This window comes from Collimonas sp. NPDC087041, assembly GCF_044745265.1.
GTDB lineage: Bacteria > Pseudomonadota > Gammaproteobacteria > Burkholderiales > Burkholderiaceae_D > Collimonas.
This window is the reverse complement of record NZ_JBIUZX010000009.1, coordinates 12,355-26,792: the sequence shown is the minus strand read 5'-3', so window position 1 is coordinate 26,792 and position 14,438 is coordinate 12,355. Positions and strand designations below refer to the sequence as shown.

The window sequence follows — 14,438 nt, the reverse complement described above, 5'->3', positions numbered from 1 at the left end:
CGTCATCAGTGATAAGAGCCGAAGTCCGCTCAACCGCGTCCTTTTTTTACAACCCCAAACGATTGACTGCCGATGACCGCTGCCAACCAGCCTTACGCTTCCCCGCCCGCCCCCTCTAATTCCGCCCCGGCCAAGCCGGCCATGCGCCTTATCCTGGCGCTGCTGAAACGCTCGCGCGGCGCACTCGCCATTGCCTTGACTGCCTGTGTACTGAACGGTATTGCCAGCGTGCTGCTGGTGGCGACCCTGAATCGCGCACTCTCCGGGTCAGCGGCTGCTGACGGCGAGCTGGCCCTGCGTTTCGGCCTCTGCGCAGTGATAGCGCTGGTCACCCGCGTCATTACCGGCGTGCTGTTCGCGCGGCTTTCGCAAGACACCATGGCGCAACTGCGCGAGCATGTCGCCAAGCGCGTCGCCGCGGCCGAGTTGCGCGATGTCGAAAGAATTGGCGCCGCCCCCGTGCAATCGGTGCTGACCGACGACGCCACCAATGTCTCGATGCTGTTTTTTGCGTTGCCCAACATCGTGATGCACGGTTCTATCGTATTCGGCTGCCTGGGCTATCTGGCCTGGCTGTCATGGCCGGTCTGCCTGCTCGCGCTGACGGCCATCGTGGTTGGCTCGATCGGATATCACACCGGCGACAAGCGCGCGATTGCCTCGCTGGAAGCGGCCGGCCAGTCGCAAGACAAGCTGTTCGGCTATCTCGGTGCATTGTTCACCGGCGCCAAGGAACTCAAGCTGCACCAGGCGCGCGCGCGCCAGTTCCTGGACGGCCAGCTTGGCGCCGCCATCGGCGAGGTACGCGATCATCGCCGGCGCGCCTTCAGTGCCTATGCGGTCGGCGTCGGCTGGATCGTCTTCCTGTTTTATGTCTTCCTCGGCGCCGCAGCATTCTGGCCGACGCTAGGTGTACACGCCGATCCGGCGGCTGCCTCGGGCTATATTGTTGTCTTCTTGTTCATGTTGCTTCCGCTCGACGGCCTGCTCAATAACGTGCCAACCCTGAATGCGGCTCGGGTATCGCTGGACCGAATCGAAAAAGTGATGGAAGAGTTCGGCAACCTGCGTACCCTGGCTGTACCGAGCGAAAGTGCATCGCATGCACCGTTCAAGACACTGACCTTGCGCGATGTCACCCACTCGTATTTCCACGAACGCGACGAGCGGATGTTCAGCGTCGGACCGATCAACCTGACCTTCAAGCCGGGCGAACTGGTATTCCTGGTCGGCGGCAACGGTAGCGGCAAGACCACGTTGGCTAAAGTGCTTACCGGACTCTACGAGCCGGAAGACGGCGTGATCGAAGTGGATGGCCAGCCCATTGGCTCTGCCGAGCGCGCCGCTTACCGCGAGCGCTTCACCGCAGTGTTCAATGACTTTCATCTGTTCGATGCACTGCTTGGCATCATTGATCCTAACGATCCGTCACGCGCACAAGCCGACGCACGGGCCAATGCGCTGGTCGCCAAGCTGGCGCTGGATCACAAGGTGCAGGTGGTCAACGGTGCATTCTCTACCCGGGCTCTCTCCACCGGTCAACGCAAACGCCTGGCTTTAGTAGTGGCCTACCTGGAGGATCGGCCGTTCTATCTGTTCGACGAATGGGCAGCCGATCAGGATCCCGCATTCAAGGCGGTGTTCTATGAACAATTGCTGCCGGAATTGTGCGCGCGCGGCAAGACGGTCCTGGTGATCACCCACGACGACCGCTATTTCCCGCTCGCCGATCGCGTGCTGAAACTCGACAATGGCAGCATCATCAGCGAAACGCATGGCGCGCAGCTTGCACCGGCGCCATTATTCGCTGCTGCAGCCAACGGCACCGAAGGCTGAACATGAAACCGGCCAGGAACCGCACCCAGAAATGGGTTGCGGTTCCTGCTTCGGACAATGCAAGTGAAATATTGGGATGGCAGCTATTTAGAAAATAGCTGCGCCGCTATCAACGCTGCCATCAACGTTTAAGCGGCAGCGGCAATGCCAGCAATTTGTCGGTCATCGTATCGGCCAGGCGCAATGCCGACATCGGCCCGCCAAACACCCAGAGATTGCGCTCGACCAACGCCACCCGGTCAGCCCGTCGCGCAGGGACAAAAGGCCAGATTGGCGAATCGAGCTTGGTGGCGAGCGGTACCTCAGGTCCGGTGGCGCTGACAAACAACACGGCTAGATCGGGCTTCTTGAGCAGATCCTCCGATGTCACATATGTGGTTCCCTCGCGCGTCGGCTCGGCATAGCCAAGCCGCAAGCCCAACGCATTCGCCACGCCGCCCACCATACTGTTGCCGGTGAAAGCCCAGTAACGATCGGTCAACCCCAGTTCCTGCAGCCAGGCGACCTGCTCTCCGCTGCGGCCTGCCTGAGCAATCCGCTGCGCATTGCGCGCCAGTCCGGCGTCGACTCTGGCTTCGACCTGCCGCGCCAGTTCTTCACGCCCGGTAAGGCAAGCGATAGTCTGGAATATTTTGCGGGTCCAGTCGAACTGTGTCAGCGATACGCCGCTCTTTTCCAGATCGGGACTGTACTGGAACAGCACGGTTGGCGCGATTCGGTCCAGCGCCGCGAATATCGATGCATGCCGCAGTCCGACACCGAGAATCAGGTCCGGCTGCAGCGCCGCAATCGCTTCGAAGCTAGGCTCCTGGCGTGTACCGACATCCGGCACGCGCGCCAGGCGTTGTTTGTCATAGTCAAACCATCCGGCATAACTGGCGGCGTCGGCCATGCCGGCCGGCGTCATGCCCAGCGCAGCCAGGTCTTCGCCGAACATGAATTCGAGCACGACAATGCGCTGCGGCCGTTTCGGCATCGTTGGATGAAATTGCGACACGGTGGGGTTACTGGCCAGAGGGCCGCAAGAGGCAACGCCAACAGTGCGGCTGGAGGTATCCGCAGCGTGTGCGGCGTGTGCAACATAACAGGACAAGACGGCACATGCCATGATCGTCACCGCGCGAAACCGCCGCACGCCGGTCCTCATCGTAACGAGTCCTGCAGCGCCAACTCGTCGTCGGGCATCGTCAGCAGTAATGGACAGCTTCCACACAAATGTATCTCTCCTGGAATCTGATTGCGCATGCAGCATACGCGGCGCGCGCGAAACGGGTTGGGCAATAGCGTCGTACGAGGCTGGACATGACGCACCGGCATGCGTAAAGGATTGGATTCGCCATCGACGGTGGTCGACTGGAACAGGCGCGCCATATCGTCTGCGGCGCCCGGCAATGTCGCACATTGGCCGGCCAGATAATCTAGCAGGTTGCCGGCATTGCTCCAGAATACTCGTGGCGCAATCCGCGTCATGTCTGCCAGCATCTCGATCACTGCCTGCAGATGTCCCAGCAGCGGCGAGTAGCAACGTGAACAGTCCGCTTCGACTGGCTGCAGCGCGCCGGTGGCGAAGTGAAGCGCAACCGGCATTCCGCCGCGTAGCACTAGCCGGGTGCGCGCCGGCGCCATATCGAGTGGACGGCGCAACAATATCGCAGCGACGCCGGCTGGCGCCGCCAGCCAGAAATAGTATTTGCTCCATTGCGACAGGAGTGCGGGCGCATGGATATTGGCGTCGCCACCATACTGCAGCGCCATGGCGTCCAGCAGATCAGCCCGATGTGCACCAAGCTGCGTCAGCGGAATACAAAGTGTGTCTTCCGCATTGTCGCCGGCCACCGATGCACCCTGATTTTCGGCAGGGCCGCCAAGCCAGACATGTTCAAGATGAGGCGCCATCGATTCCGGCGCCACCGCCGCCATGCAATGCGCAGGTGCTTGCATATGCAATCCGGCCGGTAGCTGCATGTCCATTACCGCCCCCCTCTTTTCTCCCGCTGAACCTGCATGATCAGCAACGCCAGCAGATAAGGCGCGCCGATCATGGCGGTCAGCACGCCGGCCGGAATCTCGCGCGGCGCCAGCAGCGTGCGAGCGGCGATATCGGCTAACGCCAACAGCAAGGCGCCGCAGGCAGCCGCCAGCCACAAGCGTGTACGATGGCTGCGAGCGCCGAGCATTGCAGCCAGATGCGGCGCCATCAAGCCGATAAAGCTGACCGGCCCCACCGCCGCCACCGCCGCACACGCGGCAAGCGTGGCAACCGTCAACACCAGCGGCCTTAATACGGCGATCGGCAAGCCAAGACTTGCGGCTTGTTCGTCGCCGAGTGCAAGCAGATCGAGCGGTTTCGCCAGAAAGGCAAGCACGGGCAACGCCAGCAAACACCAAGGCAACAGCGTCATCACTTCACCCCAGCTTCGACCGTAGGTGCCGCCAACCAGCCAGACCACGAATCGCGCCGGCTGTACGCTCTGCTGCGTGATCAGCCACTGCGACAAGGTAGTCCACAGGGTGCCGAGAACCAGCCCGGTCAATGCCACGGCCAGCGGCGCGTAACGATGGCGGCGATTCAGCAGCAGGGTCAGCATCAGGGTAGCGCCGCCGCCGACCAACGCGGCGACAGCAAGTGTCGAATGGGCAGCGAAGGGCCAGAAAATGAGGGCGATGAATGTTGCCAATCCCGCGCCTTGCGTCACGCCCAGCACTTCTGGCCCGGCCAGCGGATTGCGCACGATGCTCTGCATCAGCACCCCACTGGCGGCCAGCAAGCCGCCAGCCAGCAGTGCACACAGCAAGCGCGGCACACGCAGGTCAAGCAGCATCCGCGTTACCTCGTCGCGACCATCCAAGGCCGCAAGCCAGCTAACCGGATCAATCATCCTCGCCCCCAGCGAAGCGCCGACAAACAACAGTGCGGCGCTGCCCAGCAGCAAAGCGCCAGCGATCACCGGCCATGGCAGCGCGGCCAGCGCCAACATCCTGCGCGTTCGCGCTGCCGACGCCGGCGGCTCCTGTTCCTTCCCCATGGCGCCAGCCCATGCTGCACCGCTGCGGATCATTGCCAGCATCAGCGGCGTGCCAACTAACGCAATCGCTACCCCGGTCGACAATGTGGCGTCCAAGTCCAGCGCCAGCACGGCGCTATCGGTCACCAGCACCAGCGCGCCGCCCACCAATGCCGACAACGGCACCAACGCCCCCAGCTTCGAGGATTTTGCGCCGCGTATCTGGCGCAGCAAATTCGGTGCGATCAAACCTACATACGACAATGGCCCTGCAATGCTCACCGCAACGCTCGCAAAGCCGACTGCGACCACCATCGCTACGCTGCGCGCGGCGTCGATTCGCACTCCGGCAGCGGTAGCGGCATCATCGCCGAGAACCAGCGGATTGAGCGGGCGGATCACGAATGGCAACGCCAGCAACGGCAGCAACAGCCAACCCATGGCGGTCTTCAGCCCGCTCGCCCCTGGTTGGTAGAGGCTACCGCTGGCCCAAAGCGCAGCGCCGGCTATGCTTTGCTCGAAAAACGCCAGCACCAGCGTACTAATCGCCGAAAACAGCAACATGCACACGCTGCCGGCCAGCACCAGACGTAACGGCGTCGCGCGCCAACCCGCCGCTGCCACCACGCATAGCGCAGCAGCCAGGCCGCAACCAAACAACAACGGCACCGACGCCACCCCGGCCAGTGCCGGCACAATCATGGCGGCAAGCAGGCCCAGTTGGGCGCCGCCGGTGATGCCGAGCAGATCGGGCGAGGCCAGCGGGTTGCGCGTGATAGCCTGGAACAGCGTCCCCGCTACCGCGAGACAAGCGCCGGCGACCAGCGCCGCCGCTACCCGCGGCATACTCAAGTCGAACAACAAGATACGGCTCAGCATGGCGGCGTCGCCGCCCTGCGCGGACGCCGCCAGCCAGAATTGCACGCCGGGAGCAAGACGAATTGCCGCTGTAACGATGATCAACACGATCAGCGCCGCCGCAATGACAGCCACCCTGCTCTTCATCGGCGCCTGCCGGCTGCTGAGCAGCGCCCCAGGACCAGGCGGGCGCGACGAGCGGAATACTGCCGATACACTCATGCCGCGAGGTCCTTGCCGGCCCGGGCCGGATCGATCGCTCCTTGATAGGCAGGCACGCACATCGGCGCGCCCGTCTGCGGGTGGGCGATCTTCAGCATCGGCACATCGAAGGTCTGGTTCAGATAGTGCGGCTCAAGCATCGCATCTGGCGAGCCATGTGCAACAATGCGGCCGGCGCGCATCAGCACCATCTCGTCGCTGAAGGCGGCAGCCTGGTTCAGGTCATGCAATACCCATACGATCGTCAGCCCGCGCTCCTGGTTCAGGCGACGCAGTTCGTACAGGATGTCGAGTTGATGATGGATATCGAGATAGGTGGTCGGCTCATCAAGCAGCACGATGGGCGCCTGCTGGGCCAGCGCCATGGCAATCCACACGCGCTGCCGTTCGCCGCCCGACAAGGCAGCCACGTCACGACCGGCATAATCGGCCAATCCGCTGGCGTCCAGTGCTTCGTCGATCGCCACCTGGTCGGTACGCGTCAATCCACGCAGCCATCCCCCATATGCGTAGCGTCCATAGGCGACCAGCTCGCGCACCGTCAATCCTGCAGGAATTTGATTGAATTGCGCCAGCATCGTCAGCGCCCGTGCAAGGTCGCGCCGCCGGTAAGAGCCCAGCGCGGCGCCATTCACCTCCACTTGACCACTACGAAACGGCTGTAACCCGGCAAGCGTGCGCAACAAGGTGCTTTTGCCGCAACCATTGGGACCGCACAAGGCAGTGATTCGTCCGGCCTTGATGCTCAGGTCCAGCTGGTCAAGCACCACTTGTTCACGATAAGCGACCGTCAACGAGCGCGCCAACAGCGCCGCTCCTACCGCTTTCATCATGGCGCCGTCAGCCGCTGACCGGCGTTCGGTTCGCTATAGCTTTGCGCCATCGCCACCACCACCTTGCGCGGCCCTTCGAACGGATCGCGGGCATGCGCCGTCAGCATGTTATCCAGCATCAGCACGTCGCCGTCGACCCATGGGAAAACGATGCGCTGGCGGTCGAGCACACCACGAATTTCAGCCAGCGCCGAGGCCTCGATTGGTTCGCCGTCGCCATAAAAGACATTGCGCGGCACATTCTCAAAACCGACTGTATCGACCAGCGTCTCCTGCATATCCTCGTCCAGCGCAGACAGATGAAACAGATTGAGCTGATTGAACCAGACCATGTCGCCGGTGCGCGGATGGCTTGCGACTGCCTGGCAGCGTTCGCGCGTACGCAACAACAACTCGCCGCCCTCGCCGTCGCGCCATAAGCAGTCAATGCCGCGCGCGGCGCAATAACGCTCAACCACAAGCGGGTCGCTTGAGCCGAAGGTCTGCTCCCACGGTAAATCAAGGCCCTGCCCAAAGTTGCGCACGTAGAGCAGTTCGCGTTTGGTAAAGCGCGCAATCAGCGCCGGATCAAGCGCCTGATAAATCGCGCGGCTGTTGGCGATCGGCGTGGCGCCGCCGGAACGTGCGGCAAGCACGCACTGGAACCAGATGCGCAACGGCCATTCTCGCGTATACGATTGTTCGTTATGCAGCGGAATCGAGCGATGCGGCGGATATTCGGTCGAGGTGTATACGGCGCCCTCCACCTGGCTACGCGGAGTCGATGCGAATTCGTAACCGATCAGCGGATGGCCGAAGGACGCGGCAAAGCGCTGGAACGCTTCCACCGGCGCCGCGCGAAAGCCGGTAAACAACATGCCACCGGCCTTTTCCAGGGTGTCGTCGGCAAGCGCCCGCAATAGCGGCGCCGCCTCTTCCAATGAAATATCCACTCCGGCTTTCGGCGCGACGATAGTCGGCAAGCCCGGCTCGATCCGCAGATCATCAAGCGTGAGCTGCGGCATGGAAAGTGTAGTCATACGAAATCCTCTTGCAGAAACAGTGCAACCGGGGCCGGGGCCGGACCTCGACCCCGGCCCCGGCAAATTACGATACTTGCGCCTTCGGCGCAGCAGCGCCATCCATATGGCGACGCAAGCTGGCCGGCCGCATGTCGGTCCAGACCGATTCGATGTGCGCCAGGCAGACTGCCTTCGGGCCGCTTACTCCTACCTCGCGCCAACCGGCCGGCACGGCGCGAAACGTCGGCCAGATCGAATACTGCTCTTCGTCGTTGATCACGACGGTGTAAACATCGCCGTCCGCTTCTTTGGCAATGGTGTCAGGAATATTCTGTGCTTGTGTCATGGTGGGAGCTCGCTCGAAATGCGTTCAAAAAAACGGTGACGGATAGGACTTGCTGCGTCCAGGCGCCGCCTCTACTTCAAGTAGACGATTGGCGCGCGCATTTTTTTAGCATCGCGCGAGTTATTGCTGTGAAATGCAGGAATGGCGGCGCCGCGGTCGCAGGCCTCCAGGCAGTTGCTGCAGTGCCGTTGCGCATCCCGCACCATGAAATGCACGAGCGTCTGCGAGACGTTGAGGGCACGTGCGGTGCTCTGCAGCGTTTCGTCGCGAAGCCGTACCATTTCGAATGCATTGCGGCTACGCGCCGGCAATTGAGCCAATGCAGCGAATACGTGGCGCAACGTATCGCGCACCTCCAGCGCGGCCTCCGGTGACGGTTCTTGCGAAGGCATATTCAGGCCGCTGTCTTCGTCGGCGCGGTAGATATTTTCAAGATTCTGGCGACGGCAGGCGTCGATGGACGCATTGCGCACCATCCGCATCACGTAGGCGGCCGGCTGGCGCACGACTTCCTGATCAGGAAGATCGGCAAGCTTGATGAACACATCGTGGACTACGTCTTCGGCACGGCTGGTGCAGCCGACGAAGCTGCGCGCCACATTGACGAACAGCGGGCGATTCGCGATAAGGGCATCAAGCAAAGGAGCGGCAGAAATCGATGCATCGGAACTCAAGTTCAACATTGGCATCGCTGCCGATGGTTTCGTCCGCTCATGCATTTGCGCCATATTCACTCCGCTTGGATAAGATGATGTCCTAGCGTAACACAAATACGAATCATTCTTAATACGATTTAGAATAACCTTATGAAATATAAGGACTCTGTCTACGATGAATTGGAATGCCGACTGATTCAGCGCATCGAACATGGACGCGCGCGAGCGCTGCATGCTCACCTGATGGCGGGCATGCAGCGTATCTCATGAAATGAAAAAGGATGGCGGGTCGCGCCGACGGAACAGTGCTGCCAAATCGACAGCATTGACGTGCGGGACCGAGGCGGTTATCCCGCCTTAGCAGGGGCGCCGCTTAATCCAGCTTCTGGCCGGCTACCAACACCCCATCGGCATCCGCATAAATCCAGTCGCCCGGCCGCACCGTGACGCCGGCTATTGACACGCTGACATCGCGCTCCCCTACCCCTTTACGGACGCTACGCTGCGGGTGCAAGGCCAGGGCTCGTACGCCGATATCGCAGGCATTCAATTCTGCCGAATCGCGCACGCAACCATTGACGACAATCCCGGCCCAGCCGTTCTTCTGCGCCAGCACACCGAGATTGCCGCCGACCAGCGCGCAGCGCAGGCTGCCGCCACCGTCGACCACCAGCACCTGGCCCTCACCGGCGGTTTCCAATGTGCTGCGCACCAGCACATTATCCTCGTGCACCTTGAGGGTACGCGCCGGACCGGCAAACGCCTGGCGCTTGCCCAGCGAAATAAATACCGGCGGCAGCACCGCCAGAGCCGCCGTGCCCAGCTTGTCTTCGTTGGCGTCACAAAGATCGGTGGTTGCAAAAGTCATGACATCTCCATCGTGTTAGAAATCCGGAATCGCATTACTCGGGATCCACTGAGAACGCCGGACCGCCGAATTTCTTGACACTATACATCCGCTTGTCAGCCACCTTCAACAAGGCTTCCAGATCGAGGCCGTCAGCCGGATACAGGGCGCCGCCGATCGATGCGCCAACCTGGAAATACTCGCCGTTAGACATCAGGATCGGCTTGTTCAACACCGCATAGATTTTTTCAGAAATCGCCAATGCCGATTCCTCGTCAGCCACGCCTGGCAAATAGACGATGAATTCGTCGCCGCCGAAACGCGCCACTTCATCCTCCTTGCGCAAGACATTCTGCAGGCGCAAGCCGACCTCGATCAAGACCCGGTCGCCTTCGTCATGGCCATATTCATCGTTGACCTGCTTGAATTTATCGAGATCGACGAACAACACGGCAAAGCGGAAAAGATGCGGCTCGACATCGGTACGGCGGCGGAATTCGATTTGCGCAATCAAGGAGTCGCGGTTGAGCAGGCTGGTCAGGCGATCGGTACGCAGATGACGCTCCATCTCCTGGAAGCTTTCCGCCAGCTCGCCAATCTCATCCTTGCGATCGATATTCAATTTTTCCAGCGGCCGGCCGCTGCCGATGCTGCGCACGGCCAGGGTCAGCTTGCGGATATCGCGCAAGGCCCAGCGCAAGATGGCATAGCCGAACAACAAGGCCAGCAGGATCACCAGCAAGCCCAGATACAGGCTTTTGTAGACACCGGAATTGATCGCTCCCCAGAAGTCGGAACGCGGCAAGGCGACCACGGCAACCCAGTCCAACCCGGCGGCATCCCGATAGATTTGGGCCACCACCTCGATCTGTCCGAACTCGCTCGAAAAAGATCCGCTGATAAGCGGCCGTGGCTGGTCCAGGCTGGCGCCAGGAGATCCCGCAGAATCGCCAACCGCTACCGTATCCGGATGCTGTTGCAGATACTTCTGCACCAATTTCCAGCTTTGCTGCATCAATGGCGAGCCGGCATCTTGTACATTGAAGCGAACCTTCTTGCCCGGCTCGCTAGGCGATGCGCCGAACACGCCGTCGCCGTTTGAGGAAACCACAAGGTTGCCGTTGCTTTCCGCCACGAACGCCAGGCCATGACGATCAATCGACAAAGCCTGCAAATATTCTCGCAGCGGTTTCAACGACAATTCCTTGGCCACCACACCAAGCACCGAGCGGTTGTCGCCGTATACCGGCCGCGCCAGCATCATCACTGGCTCATTGATCGATTCGTCAATAAATAACCCTGACCACGCATCGCGCATGCCGGTTGAGGCACTGACATACCAGTTCTGCTCGCGCGGCTCAAACTCTTCCGTTTCCAGCAAGATCATCTCGGTCGACGGACCACGGCTGCGATACAGATGACTAGGGCCGTCATCGTTGCCGCGCAACCTGACGCGGAATTCATTCGCGCCGATCCGGCGAATACCAACAAACTGCCCGTCAACACCGCCAAAGCACACAAAACCGCCCACCGCGGGAAACAATCCGGTGGCGATCCACATGCGCTCCTCCAGCCGTCCGACATTGTTCGGAAAGGGAATGCGTGTCGGCGTCTTGCCCGCGGCATCGGGCAATTGGTCCGGAGCCACCACGCGCAAGGCCGCACCGGCGTCGAACAGTTGCCGGTTGATCGCGCCATTGATCCCTCCCATCATGTCTGCCAGGACTTTTTGCGATAACGCGTCGGTTGCGTCCTGTCCGGCCTGGTACAGAAACCAGCCCACCGAAACCGCCAGGCACAACAGTAGGGTTGCAAATGGCAAAATGAATAAGCGCTGTAGTGAAGTTCGCTTCAAATTTGCCTCAAAAAACACGTTAAATTTGCGCTATTCGACTAGGGAAACATATATCTCGTTCCATCATCGAGCAGAATATAATTTTTACTGTGTGGGCCGCCAGCCCGCGTCATGCCTCGTTGTTGTCGCGTTCACCATACTTCACGGCACCGTGTTATCTGCTTCGCATCACCGCAAATGAACAATGGATAACACGCATCATCGATGGATGATGCAACAACGGTATTGACGGAAAAAACACAAAAAAAAGGTCACACGGCATCACCATGTGACCTTTAATCCTTAAAGCAACACGATCAAGCCTGTTGCGATTCTACTCTTTTGCTTATGTAAGATTCGAGCTTAAATTGCCGATTTGAACACTATCTCACCATTGTTAACATTTACGTGAATAATGTCCTTAGGCCCGAATTTTCCTTCCAGGATCAACTTGGACAGAGGATTCTCGATCTGCTGCTGGATCGCCCGTTTCAGCGGACGCGCCCCATACACCGGATCGAAACCAGCTTCTGCGATTTTTTGCAGGGCAGCTTCGGAAATTTCCAATCCCATATCCATCTTCGCCAACCGTTGCTCCAGAATTTTCAGCTGGATCTTGGCAATCGCGCCGATGTTCTTCTCATCGAGCGAATGGAACACCACGATTTCATCGATACGGTTGATGAACTCAGGGCGGAAATGATTGCGTACCTCGCCCATCACTTCCAACTTCACCAGCGCCGGATCGCTGCCTTCCATGGCCTGGATACGGTGCGAACCGAGGTTCGAGGTCATCACGATCACCGTATTCTTGAAATCGACAGTACGTCCCTGACCATCGGTCATGCGCCCATCGTCCAGCACCTGCAGCAGTACGTTGAAGACATCCGGATGCGCCTTCTCGATTTCGTCGAGCAGGATCACGCTGTACGGTTTACGACGCACCAGCTCGGTCAGGTAGCCGCCTTCTTCATAGCCGACATAACCCGGCGGCGCGCCGATCAGGCGGGCGACCGAATGCTTCTCCATGAACTCGCTCATGTCGATGCGGATCAAGGAATCGGTGCTGTCGAACAGGAAACCCGCCAGCGCCTTGCACAATTCGGTCTTGCCGACCCCCGTCGGTCCGAGGAACATGAATGAACCGTACGGCCGATCAGGATCGCTCAGGCCGGCACGCGAACGACGGATCGCATCGGAAACCGCAACGATGGCCTCATCCTGGCCAACCACGCGACGATGCAGTTCATCTTCCATGCTGATCAGCTTCTCGCGCTCGCCCTGCAGCATCTTCGATACAGGAATACCGGTAATGCGCGAAACGATTTCAGCAATTTCATCGGCGCCTACCTGGGTGCGAACCAGTTGCGGCTTGCCGTTCGGATCCGGATGTTCGGCTGCCAACGCATCCTGTTTGGATTGCGTTTCCAGCGCCTTTTCCAGTTCATTGAGCTTGCCGTACTTCAGCTCCGACACCTTTTGCCAATCGCTCTTGCGCGTCGCTTCGTCGATTTGCAGACGCAGCTTCTCGATCTCTTCTTTCAGATGCTTGCTGCCTTGCGCGCTGGCCTTCTCTGATTTCCAGATTTCTTCGAGGTCGGCATATTCGCGCGACAACTTCTCGATTTCCTCCTCAATCAAACCAAAGCGTTTCTGCGAAGCTTCGTCTTTCTCGCGCCGCACCGCTTCACGCTCGATCTTGAGCTGGATCAGGCGGCGGTCCAGTTTGTCCATCACCTCCGGCTTGGAGTCGATTTCAATCTTGATCTTGGCCGCGGCTTCATCGATCAGATCGATGGCCTTGTCGGGCAAGAAGCGATCGGTGATATAGCGGTGCGACAATTCCGCCGCGGCGACGATCGCCGGATCGGTAATTTCCACGCCGTGATGGACTTCGTATTTTTCCTGCAAGCCGCGCAAAATCGCAATGGTGGCTTCAACACTCGGTTCGTCGACCAGGATTTTCTGGAAACGGCGCTCCAGCGCGGCGTCTTTCTCGATGTACTTGCGATACTCATCCAGGGTCGTCGCGCCGACGCAATGCAACTCACCGCGCGCCAACGCCGGCTTGAGCATATTGCCCGCATCCATCGCGCCTTCGGCCTTGCCGGCGCCGACCATGGTGTGCAATTCATCGATGAAAACGATGGTTTGGCCTTCATCCAGAGCGATTTCCTTCAAGACCGCTTTCAGGCGTTCCTCGAATTCACCGCGGAATTTCGCGCCGGCCAATAAGGCCGCCATGTCGAGCGACAAGACGCGTTTCGATTTCAGGCTGTCTGGCACTTCGCCGTTGACGATACGCTGCGCCAGTCCTTCGACTATCGCCGTCTTGCCGACGCCAGGCTCACCAATCAACACCGGATTGTTCTTGCTGCGACGTTGCAAAATCTGGATCGCGCGACGGATTTCATCGTCACGGCCGATCACCGGATCAAGCTTGCCGATGCGTGCCCGTTCGGTCAGGTCCAGCGTGTATTTTTTCAGGGCCTCGCGTTGCCCTTCCTGGTCTTGCGAAGCAACATTGGCGCCGCCGCGCACCGCAGTGATCGCTGCTTCCAGCGCCTTGCGGGTCAGGCCGTTTTCGCGCGCCAGGCGGCCGGCGTCGGATTTGTCGTCGAGCAGCGCCAGCAGCAGCATCTCGCTAGCGATGAATTGGTCGCCGCGCTTTTGCGCTTCCTTGTCGGCCAGGTTGAGCAAGGCCAACAGCTCGCGGCCGATCTGCACCTCGCCACCGTTACCGGAGACCTTGGGCAGACGCTCCAGCGCTGCCTTCAGGCTGGCCTCAAGGGCGGCGACATTGACGCCCGCGCGCTGCAGCAGCGACGTGGCGCCGCCATCGTCCTGTTGCAACAGCGCCAGCAAGGCATGCACCGGCTCAATATACTGATTATCATTACCGACCGCCTGGCTTTGGGCGTCGGAAATGGCTTCCTGCAGTTTTGTGGTTAATTTATCGAAACGCATGGTTCCTCCAAAATATCTAATGCATAGAAAATT

11 protein-coding genes are annotated in these 14,438 nt (G+C 60.0%); 1 reads left to right on the top strand and 10 read right to left on the bottom strand.

Annotation, left to right across the window (positions count from 1 at the left end; genetic code table 11):
- Nucleotides 1-72 precede the first annotated feature (72 nt).
- Nucleotides 73-1,836: a cyclic peptide export ABC transporter gene (locus ACIPF8_RS16615; RefSeq protein ID WP_400423086.1), complete on the top strand. Its 1,764-nt coding sequence runs from the start codon at nucleotides 73-75 to the stop codon at nucleotides 1,834-1,836.
- Nucleotides 1,837-1,957: 121 nt separating this feature from the next.
- Here ACIPF8_RS16615 and ACIPF8_RS16610 read toward each other — a convergent pair whose 3' ends face one another.
- From ACIPF8_RS16610 to clpB, 10 genes are all read right to left on the bottom strand, one after another.
- Nucleotides 1,958-2,944 (bottom strand): ABC transporter substrate-binding protein, encoded by a 987-nt coding sequence (locus ACIPF8_RS16610; RefSeq protein ID WP_400423083.1) that lies wholly within the window; start codon nucleotides 2,942-2,944, stop codon nucleotides 1,958-1,960.
- A gap of 35 nt (nucleotides 2,945-2,979) precedes the next feature.
- Entirely contained in the window at nucleotides 2,980-3,801 is an 822-nt protein-coding gene (fhuF, locus tag ACIPF8_RS16605) for a siderophore-iron reductase FhuF (protein WP_400423444.1), read from the bottom strand.
- Nucleotides 3,802-3,806: 5 nt separating this feature from the next.
- A complete protein-coding gene (gene fhuB / locus ACIPF8_RS16600; RefSeq protein ID WP_400423080.1) occupies nucleotides 3,807-5,921 on the bottom strand; it encodes a Fe(3+)-hydroxamate ABC transporter permease FhuB in 2,115 nt (704 codons plus the stop codon).
- Nucleotides 5,918-6,754 carry an ABC transporter ATP-binding protein gene (locus tag ACIPF8_RS16595; RefSeq protein ID WP_400423078.1) on the bottom strand — a complete coding sequence of 279 codons (837 nt, stop codon included), beginning with the start codon at nucleotides 6,752-6,754 and terminating at the stop codon, nucleotides 5,918-5,920. The genes fhuB and ACIPF8_RS16595 overlap by 4 nt, the downstream gene beginning before the upstream one ends.
- Nucleotides 6,751-7,773 carry a TauD/TfdA family dioxygenase gene (locus ACIPF8_RS16590; protein ID WP_400423075.1) on the bottom strand — a complete coding sequence of 341 codons (1,023 nt, stop codon included), beginning with the start codon at nucleotides 7,771-7,773 and terminating at the stop codon, nucleotides 6,751-6,753. The genes ACIPF8_RS16595 and ACIPF8_RS16590 overlap by 4 nt, the downstream gene beginning before the upstream one ends.
- A 67-nt stretch (nucleotides 7,774-7,840) precedes the next feature.
- Nucleotides 7,841-8,101, bottom strand: coding sequence for an MbtH family NRPS accessory protein (locus tag ACIPF8_RS16585; protein ID WP_061533281.1), 261 nt, complete (start codon nucleotides 8,099-8,101; stop codon nucleotides 7,841-7,843).
- 71 nt (nucleotides 8,102-8,172) lie between these two features.
- Nucleotides 8,173-8,829, bottom strand: coding sequence for an RNA polymerase factor sigma-70 (locus ACIPF8_RS16580; RefSeq protein WP_400423443.1), 657 nt, complete (start codon nucleotides 8,827-8,829; stop codon nucleotides 8,173-8,175).
- 301 nt (nucleotides 8,830-9,130) lie between these two features.
- Nucleotides 9,131-9,625 carry a ribonuclease E activity regulator RraA gene (gene rraA / locus ACIPF8_RS16575; RefSeq protein ID WP_400423072.1) on the bottom strand — a complete coding sequence of 165 codons (495 nt, stop codon included), beginning with the start codon at nucleotides 9,623-9,625 and terminating at the stop codon, nucleotides 9,131-9,133.
- Nucleotides 9,626-9,659: 34 nt separating this feature from the next.
- On the bottom strand, nucleotides 9,660-11,459 hold the full coding sequence (locus ACIPF8_RS16570; RefSeq protein WP_400423069.1) for a diguanylate cyclase: 1,800 nt from the start codon (nucleotides 11,457-11,459) through the stop codon (nucleotides 9,660-9,662).
- Nucleotides 11,460-11,801: 342 nt separating this feature from the next.
- Nucleotides 11,802-14,405: an ATP-dependent chaperone ClpB gene (clpB, locus tag ACIPF8_RS16565; protein WP_400423067.1), complete on the bottom strand. Its 2,604-nt coding sequence runs from the start codon at nucleotides 14,403-14,405 to the stop codon at nucleotides 11,802-11,804.
- Between the last annotated feature and the right edge of the window lie 33 nt (nucleotides 14,406-14,438).